The sequence below is a fragment of the Marinobacter sp. GH_1 genome (assembly GCF_048595985.1).
Lineage (GTDB): Bacteria > Pseudomonadota > Gammaproteobacteria > Pseudomonadales > Oleiphilaceae > Marinobacter > Marinobacter shengliensis.
Genome location: NZ_CP184460.1, coordinates 448098 through 465959 on the forward strand (window position 1 = coordinate 448098; position 17862 = coordinate 465959).

The 17862-nt window shown below is 54.2% G+C and carries 17 protein-coding genes; 10 read left to right on the forward strand and 7 right to left on the reverse strand.

The window, feature by feature from the left end; genetic code table 11:
- Nucleotides 1-9: 9 nt before the first annotated feature.
- From ACNSOI_RS02055 to ACNSOI_RS02075, 5 genes are all read right to left on the reverse strand, one after another.
- Nucleotides 10-594 carry an antibiotic biosynthesis monooxygenase gene (locus ACNSOI_RS02055; RefSeq protein WP_420195015.1) on the reverse strand — a complete coding sequence of 195 codons (585 nt, stop codon included), beginning with the start codon at nucleotides 592-594 and terminating at the stop codon, nucleotides 10-12.
- 123 nt (nucleotides 595-717) lie between these two features.
- On the reverse strand, nucleotides 718-2049 hold the full coding sequence (locus ACNSOI_RS02060; protein WP_273134295.1) for a DUF1329 domain-containing protein: 1332 nt from the start codon (nucleotides 2047-2049) through the stop codon (nucleotides 718-720).
- An 18-nt stretch (nucleotides 2050-2067) separates the two neighbouring features.
- The gene (locus ACNSOI_RS02065) at nucleotides 2068-4011 is read right to left on the reverse strand and encodes a DUF1302 family protein (RefSeq protein WP_420195016.1); all 1944 of its coding nucleotides are present in this window, start codon (nucleotides 4009-4011) and stop codon (nucleotides 2068-2070) included.
- A gap of 42 nt (nucleotides 4012-4053) precedes the next feature.
- Entirely contained in the window at nucleotides 4054-6519 is a 2466-nt protein-coding gene (locus tag ACNSOI_RS02070) for an efflux RND transporter permease subunit (RefSeq protein ID WP_273134297.1), read from the reverse strand.
- Between the two features lie 11 nt (nucleotides 6520-6530).
- Entirely contained in the window at nucleotides 6531-7127 is a 597-nt protein-coding gene (locus tag ACNSOI_RS02075; protein ID WP_420195017.1) for a WD40/YVTN/BNR-like repeat-containing protein, read from the reverse strand.
- 21 nt (nucleotides 7128-7148) lie between these two features.
- On the opposite strand from ACNSOI_RS02075, the gene ACNSOI_RS02080 reads away from it, so the two are divergent.
- The gene (locus ACNSOI_RS02080; RefSeq protein ID WP_420195018.1) at nucleotides 7149-7454 is read left to right on the forward strand and encodes a hypothetical protein; all 306 of its coding nucleotides are present in this window, start codon (nucleotides 7149-7151) and stop codon (nucleotides 7452-7454) included.
- 41 nt (nucleotides 7455-7495) lie between these two features.
- Here the strand turns inward: ACNSOI_RS02080 and ACNSOI_RS02085 are convergent, their stop codons facing one another.
- Together ACNSOI_RS02085 and ACNSOI_RS02090 are read right to left on the reverse strand one after the other, a co-directional pair.
- A complete protein-coding gene (locus tag ACNSOI_RS02085; RefSeq protein ID WP_420195019.1) occupies nucleotides 7496-8578 on the reverse strand; it encodes an IS630 family transposase in 1083 nt (360 codons plus the stop codon).
- 383 nt (nucleotides 8579-8961) lie between these two features.
- The gene (locus tag ACNSOI_RS02090; RefSeq protein ID WP_420195020.1) at nucleotides 8962-10665 is read right to left on the reverse strand and encodes a sigma 54-interacting transcriptional regulator; all 1704 of its coding nucleotides are present in this window, start codon (nucleotides 10663-10665) and stop codon (nucleotides 8962-8964) included.
- A 360-nt stretch (nucleotides 10666-11025) separates the two neighbouring features.
- Between ACNSOI_RS02090 and ACNSOI_RS02095 the strand changes: the two genes are divergently transcribed.
- The 9 genes from ACNSOI_RS02095 to ACNSOI_RS02135 all read left to right on the forward strand — a co-directional run bounded on the left by ACNSOI_RS02095 (nucleotide 11026) and on the right by ACNSOI_RS02135 (nucleotide 17855).
- A complete protein-coding gene (locus tag ACNSOI_RS02095) occupies nucleotides 11026-11286 on the forward strand; it encodes a phenol hydroxylase subunit (RefSeq protein ID WP_420195021.1) in 261 nt (86 codons plus the stop codon).
- Nucleotides 11287-11338: 52 nt separating this feature from the next.
- The gene (locus ACNSOI_RS02100; protein WP_420195022.1) at nucleotides 11339-12340 is read left to right on the forward strand and encodes an aromatic/alkene monooxygenase hydroxylase subunit beta; all 1002 of its coding nucleotides are present in this window, start codon (nucleotides 11339-11341) and stop codon (nucleotides 12338-12340) included.
- On the forward strand, nucleotides 12337-12606 hold the full coding sequence (locus tag ACNSOI_RS02105; protein ID WP_043313075.1) for an MmoB/DmpM family protein: 270 nt from the start codon (nucleotides 12337-12339) through the stop codon (nucleotides 12604-12606). The genes ACNSOI_RS02100 and ACNSOI_RS02105 overlap by 4 nt, the downstream gene beginning before the upstream one ends.
- A gap of 14 nt (nucleotides 12607-12620) precedes the next feature.
- Nucleotides 12621-14156 carry an aromatic/alkene/methane monooxygenase hydroxylase/oxygenase subunit alpha gene (locus ACNSOI_RS02110; protein ID WP_420195023.1) on the forward strand — a complete coding sequence of 512 codons (1536 nt, stop codon included), beginning with the start codon at nucleotides 12621-12623 and terminating at the stop codon, nucleotides 14154-14156.
- Nucleotides 14157-14228: 72 nt separating this feature from the next.
- The gene (locus ACNSOI_RS02115; RefSeq protein WP_061332468.1) at nucleotides 14229-14588 is read left to right on the forward strand and encodes a phenol hydroxylase subunit P4; all 360 of its coding nucleotides are present in this window, start codon (nucleotides 14229-14231) and stop codon (nucleotides 14586-14588) included.
- A gap of 10 nt (nucleotides 14589-14598) precedes the next feature.
- The gene (locus ACNSOI_RS02120) at nucleotides 14599-15660 is read left to right on the forward strand and encodes an NADH:ubiquinone reductase (Na(+)-transporting) subunit F (RefSeq protein WP_420195024.1); all 1062 of its coding nucleotides are present in this window, start codon (nucleotides 14599-14601) and stop codon (nucleotides 15658-15660) included.
- 13 nt (nucleotides 15661-15673) lie between these two features.
- Nucleotides 15674-15976: a 2Fe-2S iron-sulfur cluster binding domain-containing protein gene (locus tag ACNSOI_RS02125; protein ID WP_420195025.1), complete on the forward strand. Its 303-nt coding sequence runs from the start codon at nucleotides 15674-15676 to the stop codon at nucleotides 15974-15976.
- A gap of 29 nt (nucleotides 15977-16005) precedes the next feature.
- Complete coding sequence (locus ACNSOI_RS02130) at nucleotides 16006-16929, forward strand: catechol 2,3-dioxygenase (protein WP_420195026.1); 924 nt, start codon at nucleotides 16006-16008, stop codon at nucleotides 16927-16929.
- 89 nt (nucleotides 16930-17018) lie between these two features.
- Nucleotides 17019-17855 carry an alpha/beta fold hydrolase gene (locus ACNSOI_RS02135; RefSeq protein WP_420195027.1) on the forward strand — a complete coding sequence of 279 codons (837 nt, stop codon included), beginning with the start codon at nucleotides 17019-17021 and terminating at the stop codon, nucleotides 17853-17855.
- The last annotated feature ends 7 nt before the right edge of the window (nucleotides 17856-17862 follow it).

A 17862-nucleotide genomic window follows, 5' to 3' on the forward strand; every position in this document is an offset into this window, starting at 1 on the left:
TTCTCGCCGTTAACGGACATCCCGGTTCTTCTTCGGGAACAGCCAGAAGGCAAACCAGCGGGTCATCCGTGGCATCAGCACATAGCTCATCAGCAACATGACTACGATGGTAACTGCCATGGTGCGCAGCAGCAGCGGGATCTGGGCCAGAAGGTCACCGAATAGCACGAAAACGAGCGTAACCGCAGGATACAACGCCAGCCAGCTGACTATGGTCATTTTCCACTTGGGAGGCGGTTTAACCGGGTTCTGTCCGGGCAGGGTAAACCAGGTGATGATTCCTGAAGTCACTTCACGCTCACTGGGTTTTGCCAGCAAAGCTTCAAGTTGTTCAAGGAGCTCAGCTCTTTCCGGAGACTCTTCCCAGGCGGTCAGAGTTTCTCGATCCCTAAACTTGAATATAATCCGGTATTCGGGATCATCCGGTGAGGACGGCCGGAACATGGCAGCTCCGAGGTAACCCGGAAAGTGGGCTGCTCTTTCGGTCATTTGGCTGCTGAGTTGCTCGAATGCGAACTCCTCGCCTTTCCTAACCCGACGTGAAATCACGACAGTGATCGGATGGTTGGAGGTCTGGTTGACCGTCTTTGTCATGATACATTCTCCGTAAGGTGCACAAGCCCGGGAGAGGCTCATGCCGTGATCTCTTTTGCCTGCTCTGAAATTAAAAAGGGGCCCGCAAGAGCGGGCCCAGAGAGAGCGACAACAACGAAGAGATCAGCTTCCCGTTGCGCGCATATGCTGGACGTTGAACATCTGCGGCTTGGAGAGCTCCGGATCAACCTGACCTTTAAACTGTCCGGTTGTGCAATGGCTGGCCTGTACATCGATCATGGTAAAGCTGTCATCGATAGACACGCCGCTGCCCTTGTTCTTGGGCAGGTGATGGTCCGGATGCGCCTGACCAATGGTGAAGGTTTTCCACATGCTGCCCTTGCGGTCATAAGACACCGTGCGCGGGATAGTGAAGGTCTGGGCGTCCATGTAGTGCACCCTTTTTTGCAATGGGTGACTTTCATCAACAGGAACAGCCTCTACTTCGTAAACCTTACGCAGCTGCCAGGTGATTTCCGGGAAACAGCCACCCTGGCCACCAAAGGCAACAACCTGGTAGCCATCGTCGTCCTGGTGAGTCTCTGTATCGAGCTTCATGTCATTGTGGTTATAGAAGGGCATCAGCATTTGACGGGTCCCTTTATAGGTCCAGTTCATGTCTGAAATGCGACCGTTATAACCTTCAAAGTCCTCGATCATCAGATCGGAACCCAGGAACGCATCGGTAACCTGACCGGTAGCCAGACGGCGTACACGACGCTGGAAGCCCAGATACAGCCATGAATTGTCCCGCTTGAGGTCGTCGGAAGCGCGGTGGATCAACAGCTGGGTGTTGCGAACATCAGCCGGATCCAAAGCTTGCACGTAGGTAGCGCGGAACAGGTCAGACGGGTTTGGCGTAATCTCTGGTACTGGTTCCTGGTTCACTCGGCCCTTGAAGTTCAGGAAATGGAAATTGAACTTGATGGTACGTTCCACCTTGCCGGAATCCATATCCCGATACTTCCAGTAGAACGGATAAACGGCAGCACTATCACCCCAGTTGTAGCCATATTTATAGTTCCATGCGAGTTTTTCACCGGCCCGGGGGTCACTTTCATCCGGTTCCTCAGGGAATGGTCTGCCAGCCTGCCATCCGTTGATCTCACCGAGCTGGTCGCCCAGGGATACCTTACCCAGAGAATCACGAGTGGCATTTACGTAGCCTTCATTCAGGCCAAAAGAAGTGGTATCGCCTACGGTGATCGATGTCCAGCCATTTTCGATAAAGGTGTAGAAGGCAGGGTCGATGACATCCTTGAACTGGGCCACGTTGGACTGGTCGATGGTCATGCCAACATTGAGGCCCGCATGGTTCGGAACCTCGTTCTCATAGGGAAAGAAGGAGTTCTGAATAACATCCTCGTTTGCCTGCACCTGAGTGGCAAACATGCCAGCAGCAAGACCAGCTGCGAGGCACCGTGACAGTATTGTCGGTTTTGTTGTTGGTTTCATGTTTTTATCCTCTTGTTATCAGAAGCTGTAACGGGCAGTCAGCTGGATTTCGTCTTCTTTCTGGGCCATACCGATGGGGCCGGACTTGAAGCGAGCGAGAGGTTCATAGCTGCCGACGCCGGCAGATTCACCCGGTTGTTGGCCCACAACGCCAGGTGTTTGGGTGAACGGATCCCAGGGGTTGCATGAACGACAGTCGTCGAATTTCCGGGCTCCGGTCCCCACTTTGAAATTCCCGCCCAAAGTGAGCTTGAAATTGTCATTGACCAGCCAGTCCACAGACGGCGCAATAGCGGTAGCTTGCGCTCGGAAGTCATGTGCTGTGATGATTTTCGGGGTCAGGCGACCATTCATGTAGAACCCTTGCATTAACAAGGTGGCGGTCCAGTTGTGTTCATAATCTGGAATGCCAGCTTCGCCGTAGGTTCTCTGCTCACGTTCGTGGTCCAGAATGTGCTGCCCGAAAATCTGTCCGGAGAACAGGAAGGCCTGGCTTTCGTTCAGGGCCGGGATGAAGATGTTTTTGTCCGCGCCGATTACGTAACGGAGTACATCTGATTCGGAATAGAGCTCTTTGCGAAGGGTATTGGCAAATTCCTCACCCGAGGTGTAAGCCGTTTCTACGCGGAATACCGTGTCAATTCCCTGAGAGTAATAGTCCAGAGAGCCACCAACGAGATTCACGCGCGGGAAGTGGATGTCGAAAGCGATCAGGCTCGGCCAGACAGCAGTCTCTCCGGTGAACCCATTGGTTGCAGGAATGCCCCCTCTGAGAGAGGGCAATTGGGAGCGATAGGTCAGGGCATTGAGAGAGAATCCAAGATCGCCATAAACCCCTTCAAGCTTCAGGCCCAGCTGAGTATTTGACAGGCTCCAGCTCGGCATGTGTGCCTTGCGGATACCGATCTGGCCGGGTCCGAAGTCTGTTGCGAGGCCCCCGTCAGGAGTAGCCCCCGCGAAGTTTGCCACGGTTCCACCATTTTCCCAGAGGTTGTTCATGCCCCGGAAGAAACAGCCGGCATCCAGCATCACGTTTGGTTGGCCGCACTGGCCAATGTCATGGGGGCGGAACTTGTCGAAGTTCCACACCACCTGAAAGTTCAGGTCATCAAATGCCAGACCGTCGAACACTTCGGTGGGGCCCATGCGGTAGTCAGTCCGCAGTATCCACATGGGAATCCGGATATCTTCCAGTTCGTCGTAGATGTTGTTCCGGGAGTAATCCACCGGGTTGATGACATCGAGTACCCGGAACAGGTCCGTTCTGCCCCAGATAACCTGCTGTTTACCCAGTCGTGTACTCAGGATGTTGCCGTTATCGAAGTTAATATCGAAGTCGGCATAGAGTTCCCGGATGAAGTCGGCGCGATCGTTGAACTCCTGGAATCTCAGGTCGTTGGAGTCTTTGTCCAGATACCCGTTGATACAGCCGCGGTCGTCTTTGTCACAAGGGCGCACCGGAACGCCGAAGGCGACACCGTTGTTCTGTGAATGCAAATGCTCCCCCAGAACCACCATGCCATCATTGGGGTTCTGGCTAACATCAAAGCCAAAAGCGTTACCAGGGGGCAAAGGAATAGCACTTGCAGGACTGCCAGCACCACTTCCATGCGGAACAGTGCCTTGAGGTAGATCTTGTAACTGAACCGGACCCCCTGCGTTTCGTCCATACTCATCATCATTCAGATCATAAACTCCGTCATAACTTCCCCGGAGTGTGGCGTTGAAGCCCACATTGCTAAAAATTCCCACATCACCGGCTTTTTTCTCCAGCTCTAGTTGCAAGGTATTGCGGAATTTCGAAAGCCCCACGCCTTCTCGGCCGTAGGTGGCGTTTTCAACGTAACCGTTAACGCGGGTATCTTCTGCCGCTACGGTTGTGGTCAATGGAGTCAGCGCCAGGCAGGCACCACCCGCAAGGGTGTAGCACCAGAACCTCAGGCCTTTTGTTTTTATTTGCATGGCTTGTCCTCGTTACAGGTTTTTTTGGAGTTTCGTACCGGTTTACGCCCGGTACGGTTCTCCTGGCACAAATCCGTCCTCCTGCTTCCTGGCGGGAGCAGCAGCCGGAGTTGATTTCGGTTTTCTGTGTTCGGAATGCAGAATGCCGTCTTCATCTGCGTAGACGTCGGTGATAAAGCGTGGCTTGAAGACCAGCACCCATGAGGGCACCAGAAGCATTGCGGCAAGACCGTTGATGATGATCATTACGCACAGCAATAACGCGGCATCGGACTGGAAACGCAGGTCAGAGAAGATCACCCACATGATGATTCCTGCCATCAGTGTCAGTGCGGTGAAGCTGATTGCCATGCCGGTTGTAGAAATAGAACGCTGCACAGCTTCCCGGAGGTTCTGAAACTTGGCCATTTCTTCCCGGATGCGATCCATCATGTAGATGGAGTAATCAATACCGACACCTATGCCCACGGCGATTACCGGCACCGTGTTGATGTCGATACTCAGGCTGTTCAGGCCCATATAAGCGTAGGTCAGGGTGGTGGCAAACAGCATAGCCATCAACATCATGAGGCCGGCGTGCCATGAGGTGTAGAACAGCATGACGAAAGCGAAGATCAGCAGGAATACAAGCGGCAGAACGATTACATTGGTCTCGAATGCTGATTCGTTCATTGCGGCCGCTACGCCCAGGGTGCCCCCGGCCAGCCGAATGGTCAGTCCTTCTACGCTATCGCCATTCTCTGCAATCCATTCCTTTGCCATGTGAATGGCGCGGCGAATGGTTTCGCCCTGACGATCCTTGTAGTAGAAAACCAGGTTGGCAACGCGGTCGTCGGTATCGTTGAACTCATCCAGAGCTCCGGGGATCGGGCTGGACGCCATGTAGGTAAACATCAAACCGCCCACGTAACCTGCATCATGGGGAATCTGGAACCAGCGGGGATCGTCGTTGTGCATCAGGCGGTTTACCTGCTTGACCAGGTCTGGCAGTCCCTTGGCGCCACCTACCTCCGGGTCAGTCAGCATATGGGCCTGAAGGTCGGCCAAAGCTGTCAGTACCTCCGGGCGTTTCAGCCCTCCTTTTTCATCGGTTTCAGCAACGATATAAAGTTCTTCTGATCCAGGGAAACGCTCGTTCACGATCCGGGACGAGACGTTGTAGTCATGATCTGGATAGAGAATTGGAGAACCGGGCTCGGAGTCGCCAATCTGGACATTGGATGCGGCCAAGAGTCCGCCGAGCATCGCAATGGCGCCTACGGCCAGGATGACTCGGGCAGAACCCGGTTTGGTGACCATGCGCGAACTGGTGCTACCAATATGGCGCAACACCGTTTCCCGGATTTTCGGGTTCTTGGGTGTTGGCAGGATGGAGAGCAGCAGTGGTACACCTACCAGAACGGTGAAGACCACGGTGATGGCCCACAAGGAGGCATAGATGCCAAGGTGGGTGTTGAGAGGGATAGAGCCAATGGCGATAAGGGATAGACCGATGGCGTCAGACACCACCCCTAGCGATCCTGGACGGAACAGGCTGTCAAAGGTTGCCTTGGCAGCTTTCGGGCCGTTACCCAGTTCCTGGGTTTCGGCATAATAACGCTCAACCAGCTGAACCCCGTGGCTCATGGCTCGCGCAGCAATCAAAAAGGGGATTACCAGGCCGAGAGGGTCAAGGTTGTAACCCAGGAAGCTGATAATCCCAAGCCCCCATATTGTGGAGACAAGAACGCCGCCTAGGGGGATGAGCACACCGTACGCTTTACGGAAGTGGAAGATGAGCAGCGCTAGCATGGCGAGCACAGTGAACACAAAAATTTGCAGGATCTGATCCATATAGGTGTAGGCCCAACCCACTAATACCGGCTGGCCTGTGGCATAGATGGTAACGCCTTCCGATGCCTCTTCAGCTCGCAGTTCCTGGAGTTGGGCAAACGTTGTTTCATAATCTAGTTTGCTTTCGATCAGCTGCGCTTTGACCAGCGCCATCTTCAAGTCGGGTGACACGAGAGGCCCATAGACCCGCGGGTTTGCTGCAACATCAGCGCGCATGGATTCCAGTTCATCGGAGGAATACAGACCGCGAGTGGAGTCGTAGTAGGGCTCGGAGTTAATACTACCTACTTCGGTGAGCCATACTTTTCGGGAGTTTCGATGGGTGACACTGGATACCAGGTTGTGGTTTACACCCGGCAGGCTATCGACGGCCTGAGTAATTCGATCGATGCGAGCGAGATTTTCATTCGTGAAAATATCGCCTTCTTCAAACTCAACCCCTACCACCAAAACATTAGCACCACCGAAACTGTCTTTGATGGAGTTGTGCAGTTCAATGTAGGGGTGTTGTTGGGGCAGCAGGTCAGCAAAGTCGGTAAAGATTTTCAAACCGGGAATTCGCAGGGCGAAAACCAGGGTCAGAATAGCAATCAGTGAGAGCACCTTGCGTGGGTTGTTGAATATCCACACTTCCAGCAGGTGCATCAGGTGCGTGAAGCGATGCAGTTTGGACATGGTCAGTTACCTCAGTCTGTGCTGGCGGCAAGGGCCGTTTGGGGTTTAATGTCGAATAGCAGGCCTCGGCCTCCGGCTACGAGAAGACGCTGGTCAGGCAGAGCCAGCCCGGCCCTGAGGTAGAGCGGCTGTTCGGATTCGGAGATCTTGTTCCAGGTATCCTGCTGCAGTTGCAGTACAGTGGCGTTGTCTGCCAACGCATAAAGGCTGGTGTCTCCAGCTATGAAACCGAAGATCGGAGCATTGGTTGCTGTCGACATCTGTTCCCAGTTCTGACCGCCGTCGTTGGTCTGGTAGATGAAGCCGTTAAGGCCGCCTATCCAACCGTTATCGGCGTCCTTGAAGTAACTGGTGTGAATGTAGAATTCGTCAGGGGCATTCCCGGCAATATCCCAATTCTCACCACCATCTTCGCTCTTCAGAACAAGCCCGTATTCACCAGTTGCAATGGCCTGATCTTGGTTGATGAATTGGAGGTTATTGATGATGGCATCTTCGTAAAGGGAAGCCTCGCTCCATGATTCGCCCTGGTCTGCACTGTGCTGAACCGTTGTGAAGCTCCCTGCAGTCACCCACTTGCCATCAGGCGAGCAGGCAACAGTCATCATCTGCTCCTGGCTGGGGAGGGCATGTTTTACCCAGTTTTGGGCGGACGCATCGCCATGCCAGAGGTTATTGTCAAAGCTAAGCGCAATGAAGCTTTGATCAGGACACGATGTAATCGACAGGAAGCTGTTCCCGGTGATTTCAGGATGCCGTTTCCATCTCTTCCCTTGATCACTGCTGGAGAGAAGAACGCCATCGTTGCCAGCAACAACAATAGTGTTCCGGTTGCTGGCCATGGCCTGATAGAAATCGGTTCTTTTGGTGGGCTGATTCTCAATGCTTCTGACCGCTTCAAGGTTGAGCGGGGCTTCGCATCCTGTCAGCAATAGTGTAAGTGTAGTGGCGCTAGTGTCCCGTCTGGGTAATCCGTTTATTTATTATCAATAACACTCAGCTTTGCTCGCGTCACTGAAGTCATAATCGATTCTGCACTCTTGTGCCAGCGGAACGGCTTTGCCAGTTTCTCATTATGAGTTTGGATAAAGCGACGAATCGCCTTCTTAAGTTCGCCGACACTGGTAAAAATGCCACGGTACAAAGCGCGGCGTTCCAGTTGACCAAACCAGCCCTCCACAGCATTCAGCCAAGAGGCGCTGGTTGGTGTGAAGTGAAGCTTGAACCGGGGATGCTTTTCCAGCCAGGCTTTCACTTCTGGTGTTTTGTGAGTCGAGCTGTTGTCCAGAATCAGATGAAGGTCCTGCTCTTTCGGTGTTTCTCGATCAATTTGTCGCAGAAAATCGAGAAACTCTTTGGCGCGGTGACGTTGTGTAATGCGCCCAATCACTTCGCCGTTCAGGGTATTCAGGGCCGCGTATAAGCTGGTCGTCCCGTGCCTCTTGTAATCGTGGGTACGGCGCTCGATCTGGCCGGGTTTCAGTTGCAGCTTTGGTTGAGTGCGATCCAGTGCCTGGATCTGCGTTTTTTCGTCAACCGACAGCACCAGCGCGTTATCCGGCGGATTCAGGTACAGGCCAACGACATCGAAAACCTTCTCAGCAAAGTCTGGATCGTTGCTTATTTTGAAGGTTTTCAGCCGGTGTGGTTTCAGGTCAGCCGCTTTCCAGATCTGATGCACTTGCCAGCGGCTAACACCGGCATATTCGGCCATCAACCGGACGCTCCAGTGGGTAGATTCCTTGGGCAGCTTTTTGACCGTGTCATCAAGAATAGCTTTAACCTTTTTCTGGTCCAGCTTTCTGGGTTGTCCAGGTCTTGGTGCATCCCGAAGACCGCTCAGACCCTGTTCGGTGTAACGATTACGCCACTTGAATACCGTGGCCGTCGTGGTTCCCAGTTGCTCCGCAACGACTTTGGGTGATTCACCGGAATTCAGGGCCAAAACGATTCGTGCTCGCAGAACAAGATTCTGACTCAGCGTGCTTGTTCGCAACCAGCTTTCCAGCTCGAGTTGATCGTTTACCGTAAGATTAAAGGGTGCTGGTTTCCGGGCCAAAACAGAGTCTCCGAGCTCGTAAATAATAGCTCGAATTATAGCCCACTTCCGCTTAGGAATTAACCAGACGGAACACTAGTAAACACCAGTGCAACGCCGGAGGCGCGCACAGAGCGCATAGGGGCTTCTTGCATTGTTCTGTCACCGTCTTTGTTTTTGTGAAGTAAAGCGACTGACGGAGATTCAGCAATGCCTGTGCCAGATTATTATTGATTTTTTAACATACTGAATAACAGAGGGTTTTCTGGGGCAGGTAGTATCTTAACAATTGTGTGGATGATCATTTTCAGCGTTGACTTTTATCAAATGATGAATTTCAGATTCCAGTTGCTGATTTGATCAGTTTACGAAAGCAGCAACATCCGTGTCGCGCTCAAACAGTCTTAGTTCTCAGCGAGAATGCCCGACTTCTTTAGGCGATAGGCTAGTGCCGGGCGAGTAAGCCCGAGCAGTCTCGCAGCTTTTGATACGTTCTGGTTGGCTTGTTCCATCGCTTGCTTCATTAACGTTTCTTCGACCTGGTCAAGGCTGATACCCTGTTCGATCACTTGGTCCGACCAGCTTCCGCCGTACCCACCGGGCTTGCCAGAACGCATGTTTCCGTCATCATCAATGTGTTCAACAGAATCCGGGCTGATTTGAGGGGGGCTCACGAATAGAGCGTCCTGACTGATCGTCTCGTTGTTGTCCGTAAGTATCACGCCTCGCTCGATCACGTTTTCCAGTTCACGAATGTTGCCTGGCCACCGGTATTGCATGCATAGCTCCAGAGCCTTGTCTGAGAGTCCCAGTGTTCGTTTGTTGTATTGGGCGTGGAACTTTTCCAGGAAGTGACTGGCCAGGAGCGGCAAATCTTCCTGGCGATCTCGCAATGGTGGAATGTGTACGGGAAACACGTTCAGTCGATAAAACAGGTCTGCCCGAAATTTGCCGTCTTCAACCGCCTGTTCGAGACTCTCGTTGGTGGCTGCGATGACTCGGACGTTTACCTTCCGGGTGCGATTGTCGCCGACTCTTTCGAGTTCGCTTTCCTGAAGTACCCGAAGAAGCGTGGCTTGTGCCCGGGGGGTTAGCTCAATGACCTCGTCCAGAAAGATTGTGCCGCCATCCGCTCTTTCAAAGCGGCCCTCCCGGGACTGATTGGCGCCGGTGTATGCACCTTTCTCTACACCGAACAGTTCGGCTTCGATCAGGTCTGGCGGAAGGGCTGCACAGTTCACCGCGATGAAGGGGCCATCAGAGCGCTCGCTGCGCAGGTGAACGCTTTGTGCGATGACCTCCTTGCCAACCCCTGTCTCGCCAAGCAGTAACAGTGAAACCCTTCCCTGCGCTGCCTTGTCGATCATTTTGCAGACTTTGTTGTACGAAGCAGACTGCCCGATACCGTAGTACTGGCCTTGTTGTCTCTGCAGCGTGCTGCGTAGGGAGTTCAACTGTTCCTGAAGGTCGTAGAGTTCTTCGATCATTGGGTCTGTTTTGAAGTAACGGGAGAACTCTTCCGCGTCGGGCCATTCTTCCGCGGGCTTTCCTTCTATCATGCAGGTTTCGTCACCGCAGCCGCGGCAGCTGACTTCCCGGAAGATGATCTCCCTCCCCATAAATGAGGAAGTGTAAGCGCAGGCATAGCCCAGCAAAACCCAGCAGGCGGGCTTCTTCATTTGGCCGAGTTCGGTTTTGCAGATTTCAACTTCCCAGGAGTCGATCCACTCAAGCCGGCCATAGAAATCGCCCGTTTCCTGGTCCAGGTCAATATCCAGGGGAACAACTTTCACCATTCCTTTGAGGGAGTGGAGCTGGGGCCCTGCAAGAAAAATGTCCAGCTCGCTGCAGTGAGGACGTAACTTGCGGGCAAGCTCTGCGTCTTTGAGGCCGGACAGGTACCCCAGTCGCAAGAAAAAGCCCTTGGCTCTTTCTGTGCCCATGCTATTGACAATTTCGCGACGGAAGGCCGCTAGTGATGTCAGGTTCATCAGCAACATGCGTTGCTCGCCAAACCAGATTTTGCCTTCCGAGCTGTGGAAATGAATCTGCTCCGTCAGATCCTTGAAATCCGTGTAGTTCAGTTGTGGCTTATAACTGACAGCCATGGTCGGAGACCCCCGTTAATTGTTGTGGGTGGGGAGTGGCTCTGGTGGAGCTCATTAATTGATCATCTAGCACATGATCGAAGTCAAAAATCAACCAAATAGTAAAAATTGGCAGCTGAAATGGTAATTGGCGGCTAGTCGACCATTTGAGGAGGTGTCTCCTTTTATTGATCATTTGATGAAAAATCGATGGTGGTTTGGGTGGCCTGATGTCCCTAGGTCTCAGCGTAGAAATTTTCTGTGAATAGAAAAGGTGTTTTGAATCAGTCTCCTGTGATTGTGTTTCCGCACAAAGACTAAAAGTGGCACAGGCGTTGCTCAATACTTGTCAGCCAACAAAAAACACAATCGGGGCTAACCATGACTAACGCAACCAACGAAAAAACCTTTGACGAAATGACCCGCTATATCCGGGTCCGCAGCGAGCCCGGCGACAAATTCGTGGAATTTGACTTTGCCATTGGTCATCCGGAGCTGTTCGTTGAACTGGTGCTACCCAAAGAAGCCTTCGAAATTTTCTGCAAGCACAACAACGTAGTCCATATGGATTCGGAAATGATCCGCGAGATTGACGAGGACATGATGAAGTGGCGCTTCGGAGAGCGCGGCCAACGTTACTGAATACTAGCAACACCCACAATCTGATCCACAAAAACAAAACGGAAAGGTTGATATGAATATCGAAATCAAAACCACCTCGGTGGAGCCCATTCGTCACACCTACAGCCACATTGCGCGCCGATTTGGCGACAAGCCGGCGACTCGCTATCAGGAAGCGAGCTACGACCTGGAGGCGAAAACCAACTTCCACTATCGCCCCCAATGGGATTCCCGATACGAGCTCAATGATGATCGCCGTACCGCCATCCGCATGGACGACTGGTACGCGGTGTCTGATCCCCGCCAGTACTACTACGGCGTCTACGTAGGCAACCGGGCCAAAATGCAGGAGTCCGCCGAGACCAGCTTTGGTTTTTGCGACAAGCGCAACTTGTTGACGCGCCTGCCGGAAGAGACTCAGAAGCAGCTGCTGCGCCTGCTGGTGCCTCTTCGTCATGTTGAACTGGGCGCCAACATGAACAACAGCAAGATCTCGGGTGACGCTGTAGCCACCACCGTTTCCCAGATGCACATCTACGCCGCGATGGATCGTCTGGGCATTGGTCAGTACCTGTCTCGCATTGCTCTGTTGATTGACGGTAGTACCGGTAAGGCACTGGACGAGTCCAAAGGCTACTGGATGGATGACGAGCTGTGGCAGCCCATGCGCAAACTCGTGGAGGACACCCTGGTTGTTGATGACTGGTTCGAACTGACCCTGGTTCAGAACATTCTGTTGGATGGACTGATGTACACCCTGGTGTACCACAAAATGGATGCCTGGCTTGCGACTCAGGGTGCGGAAGACGTTTCCATGCTCACCGAGTTCATGCGCGACTGGTACAAAGAATCCCTTCGCTGGACCAACGCCATGATCAAAGCCGTCGCCGGTGAGAGCGAAGCCAATTGCGAACTGCTCCAGACGTGGATCGATCAGTGGGAGCCGCAGATCTATAGCGCTCTCCAACCACTGGCAGAAGCCTCGGTGGGTATTGACGCTCTGGATGAAGCACGGGCGGAGCTTTCTACCCGCCTGAAGAAATTCGGACTGCAGAGTAGGGGAGTCTCAGCATGAGCCAGTTGGTATTCATTGTATTTCAGGACAACGACGACTCTCGCTATCTAGCCGAAGCGGTTATGGAGGATAACCCTCATGCGGAAATACAGCACCAGCCTGCGTTGATCCGGATCCAGGCTGAGAAGCGCCTGGTGATAAACCGGGAAACGATGGAAGAAAAGCTGGCTCGCGATTGGGATGTTCAGGAAATGCTCGTAAACGTCATCAGCATCGGCGGCAATGTCGATGAGGACGATGACCATTTTATTCTTGAGTGGAATTAATTGGGAGAATCATCATGGCTGTTCAAAACAAGAAATTGAATCTCAAAGACAAATACCAGTATCTGACCCGCGACATGAGTTGGGAGCCTACCTACCAGAAAAAAGAAGACATTTTTCCGCACGAGGACTTTGAAGGTATCAAGATTACCGATTGGTCTCAGTGGGAAGACCCATTCCGTCTGACCATGGATTCGTACTGGAAGTATCAGGCGGAAAAAGAGAAGAAGCTGTACGCCATTTTTGATGCGTTTGCCCAGAATAATGGCCACCAGAACATTTCAGACGCTCGCTACGTCAACGCCCTGAAGCTGTTCATAGGTGGCATATCTCCGTTGGAACATGGGGCCTACCAGGGTTATGCCAAGGCAGGTCGTCAGTTCAGTGGTGCTGGTGCGCGGGTGGCTTGTCAGATGCAGTCGATTGACGAGTTGCGTCATTCGCAGACCCAGCAACACGCCATGAGTCATTACAACAAGCACTTTAACGGCCTGCATGATGCTGCGCACATGCACGACCGGGTGTGGTTCCTGTCGGTGCCCAAGTCGTTCTTTGACGATGCCCGCACCGCTGGCCCGTTCGAATTCCTGACCGCCATTTCGTTCTCGTTCGAGTATGTGCTGACTAACCTCGTGTTTGTTCCGTTTATGTCGGGCGCCGCATACAACGGCGACATGGCCACCGTGACCTTCGGCTTCTCTGCCCAGTCAGACGAAGCACGCCACATGACCTTGGGCCTTGAGGTGATCAAGTTCATCCTGGAGCAGCACGAAGACAATGTGCCCATTGTTCAGCGCTGGATCGATAAGTGGTTCTGGCGCGGATTCCGCCTGCTCAGCCTGGTCAGCCTGATGATGGACTACATGCTGCCGAACAAGGTGATGAGCTGGGCCGAGGCCTGGGAAGTGTATTACGAGCAGAACGGTGGAGCCCTGTTCCAGGATCTGGAGCGTTACGGCATCCGTCCGCCCAAGTACCAGGAGGTGGCCAACGATGCCAAGCATCACCTGAGCCACCAGCTGTGGACCACTTTCTACCAGTATAGCCATGCCACCAACTTCCATACCTGGGTTCCAGAGAAGGAAGAAATGGACTGGATGTCTGAAAAGTACCCGGACACTTTCGACAAGTACTACCGTCCGCGTTACGAGTACCTGGCGAAAGAGGCCGCCGCTGGCCGTCGCTTCTACAACAACACCCTGCCGCAACTGTGCCAGGTGTGCCAGGTACCGAACCTGTTCACCGAAATGGGCGCGCCTACCAAGTTGAGCCATCGTCAGTTGGTTCATGAAGGCGAGCGTTACCATTTCTGCTCCGAAGCCTGCTGCGACATCTTCAAGCACGAGCCGGAAAAATATGTGCAGGCCTGGCTGCCGGTGCATCAGATCTATCAGGGTAACTGCGAAGGCGCAGATGTCGAGACCGTGGTGCAGAAGTACTACCACATCAACATCGGCGAGGACAATTTCGAGTACCTCGGTTCGCCGGACCACAAGCGCTGGATGTCCATCAAGGGCGAAAAGCCTGCTGATGAGAACCAGGACGCCGCCTGATACTGACCCGGGAGTCGCCCGGTAGCCACTGGCGCCGGGCGAACCACCCACAAAAACAACAAGGTGACCATCATGAGTGTAAGCGCACTTTACGACTACAAGTTTGAACCGAAAGACAAGGTCGAAAACTTTCACGGCATGCAGCTGCTGTATATCTACTGGCCCGACCACCTGCTGTTCTGCGCGCCGTTTGCGTTGCTGGTGCAGCCGGATATGACCTTCCGTGCCCTGGTGGAGGAGATCCTCAAGCCGGCCACCGCAGCACACCCGGAATCTGCAAAAGCGGACTTCCTGAATGCTGAATGGCTGCTGAACGATGAGCTGTTCACCCCGAATGCGGATGCCACCCTGAAAGACCAGGGCATTGATCACAAAAGCATGCTGACGGTTACCACGCCGGGCCTGAAAGGCATGGCGAACGCCGGATACTGAGGGCAGAGCGATGAGTCATACCGTTACTATCGAGCCGATTGGCGAGCAGATTGAAGTCGAGGATGGCCAGACTATCCTCCAGGCGGCCCTTCGCCAGGGTGTGTGGTTGCCCTTCGCTTGCGGTCACGGCACCTGTGCTACCTGCAAGGTGCAGGTGCTTGAGGGCGACGTCGAGATTGGCGACGCCTCACCGTTTGCCCTGATGGACGTGGAGCGAGGCGAAGGCAAGGTGCTGGCCTGCTGCGCCACAGTGGAAAGCGACGTGACCATCGAAGCCGATATCGATGTCGACCCGGACTTCGAGGGCTACCCGGTGGAGGATTACGTAGCGACAGTAACGGATATTGTTGACCTGTCGCCCACCATCAAGGGTCTGCACCTGAAACTGGACCGCCCGATGACCTTCCAGGCTGGCCAGTACATCAACATCGAAGTGCCCGGAGTTGAGGGTGCCCGCGCGTTCTCACTCGCTAACCCGCCAGGCAAGCCCGATGAAGTGGAACTGCACATTCGCCTGGTTGAAGGGGGCGCTGCAACCACCTACATCCACGAGCAGCTGAAAGCAGGCGATGAACTGAACCTGTCCGGCCCCTATGGGCAGTTCTTTGTGCGCAGTTCCCAGCCTGGTGATCTGATCTTCATCGCGGGTGGTTCAGGGCTTTCCAGCCCGCAATCGATGATTCTCGACCTGCTGGAGCAGAACGACGAACGCAAGATCGTGTTGTTCCAGGGCGCCCGCAACCTCGCAGAGCTCTACAACCGCGAACTGTTTGAAGCACTGGATCGTGACCACGACAACTTTACCTACGTGCCGGCCCTGAGCCAGGCCGAGGACGATGCCGACTGGCAGGGCTTCCGGGGTTATGTGCACGACGCCGCCAAGGAACACTTTGGCGGCCGGTTTTCCGGTAACAAGGCTTACCTGTGTGGCCCACCTCCGATGATCGATGCAGCGATCACCGCCCTGATGCAAGGCCGGTTGTTCGAGCGGGACATCTTCATGGAGAAATTCCTGACAGCGGCCGACGGTGCGGAAGAGACCCAGCGTTCGGCTCTGTTCAAGAAAATCTGACCGGGAGAGGGCGATGGTTGCGTACCAGGTATATAACCGGACGACCGGTGACCGCTTCAGCTGCGAGGAAGGGCAGAGCGTACTCAAGGCCATGGAATCGAAGGGCTACAAGTGTGTGCCGGTGGGTTGCCGGGGTGGAGGCTGCGGCTTCTGCATGATCAAAGTAATTAGCGGCAGTTATGAGTGCGGAAAGATGAGTAAGCGCCACTGTCCGCCTGAGGCATTGGAGAACGGGGAAGTGCTGGCTTGCCGCATCTACCCGACAAAGGACCTGGTTATCGAATGTCATCCTGGAGCCGGCAATTTTGCCGACTGAACAAGAACAAAAGATTAGAGGAAATCGTCATGAGAAAAGGTGTAATGCGTCCCGGTCACGTACAGGTACGGGTTCTGGATATCGATGAAGCCGTCCAACACTACACCGAGCTGCTGGGCATGATCGAAACCGATCGTGACGACCAGGGCCGGGTGTACCTGAAAGCCTGGACCGAAGTAGACAAATTCTCCCTGGTATTGCGGGAAACCGACGAGCCGGGTTGTGACTTTATGGGCTTCAAGGTGCTGGACGAAGCCGCCCTCAACCAGCTGGAAAAAGACCTGGTTGCCCACGGTCTGGAAGTGGAACACCTGCCAGCAGGCGAGCTGAAAGACTGCGGCCGCCGGATTCGGTTCACTGTGGCATCCGGCCATGCTTTCGAGCTGTATGCCGATAAGGAATACACCGGCAAGTGGGGCGTCAGCGATGTCAATCCGGAAGCCTGGCCCCGTGGCCTGAAGGGCATGAAAGCGGTGCGCTTTGACCACTGCCTGTTCTATGGCCCCAACCTGGCCGCCGTGTACGACGTCTTCGTGAACGTACTGGGCTTCCACCTGGTCGAGCAGGTGGTCGATCCGGAAGGTACCCGCATTGCCCAGTTCCTGACCTCCTCGATGAAAGAGCACGACATTGCTTTCATCCACAGTGACGACCCGGGCAAGTTCCACCACGCCTCCTTCTTCCTGGAAACCTGGGAAGACGTACTGCGGGCCGCGGACCTGATCTCCATGACCGATACCTCGATCGATATCGGCCCGACCCGTCACGGCCTGACACATGGCAAGACCATTTACTTCTTCGATCCGTCCGGAAACCGCAACGAAGTGTTCTGCGGCGGCGACTACACCTATCCGGATCACAAGCCGATTACCTGGAAAGCGGAAGATCTTGGCAAGGCAATTTTCTACCACGATCGCGTGCTGAATGAACGCTTCCTGACGGTTATGACCTGATCCTCTGATTGTCCCCGGGCCTGGGGCCCGGGGCAGAGAAGCTACCTGAACAGAATTGAAGAACACCTGAATTTGACTGTGAGGCCATCATGAATGCTCCTGTAGACAGCCCCGAAATCGGGCGCGAAATCATTGCCGCCGGCTACCGCACCAACGTCCATGATCAGGGCGAGGGCTTTCCGCTGATGATGATCCATGGCTCAGGCCCCGGTGTAACCGCGTGGGCTAACTGGCGCCTGGTGATTCCGGAGCTTGCCAAAGAACGACGGGTGGTTGCCCCGGACATGCTGGGTTTTGGATACAGCGAACGCCCGGAAGACCAGGTTTATAACCGTGAACGCTGGGTAGCCCATGCCATCGGAGTAATGGACGAACTGGGGCTGGAGCAGGTTGACCTGGTGGGTAATTCGTTCGGTGGTGGCCTGGCCCTGTCTCTGGCGATTGAGCACCCGCAGCGCGTGCGTCGCCTGGTGTTGATGGGCTCGGTGGGTGTCAGTTTCCCAATTACCAAGGGCCTGGACGAAGTCTGGGGTTACCAGCCATCACCTGAAAACATGCGCCGGTTGATGGATGTGTTCGCCTACGACAAGAGCCTGCTCACTGATGAGCTGGCGGAAATGCGCTATCAGGCCAGTATTCGCCCGGGCTTCCAGGAATCGTTTGCTGCCATGTTCCCGGCCCCGCGTCAGCGCTGGGTTGATAACCTGGCCAGCCCGGAAGAAGCGATTCGCGCATTGCCCCATGAAACACTGATTCTGCACGGCCGTGAAGACGAGGTTATTCCCCTTGAAGCGTCCTTGAAGCTGGCGGAACTGATTGACCGGGCGCAGCTGCATGTATTTGGCCGCTGTGGGCACTGGACCCAGATTGAACACGCCAACCGCTTTGCCAGGCTGGTCAGTGATTTTCTGGGTGAGGCTGACTGACTCGGGG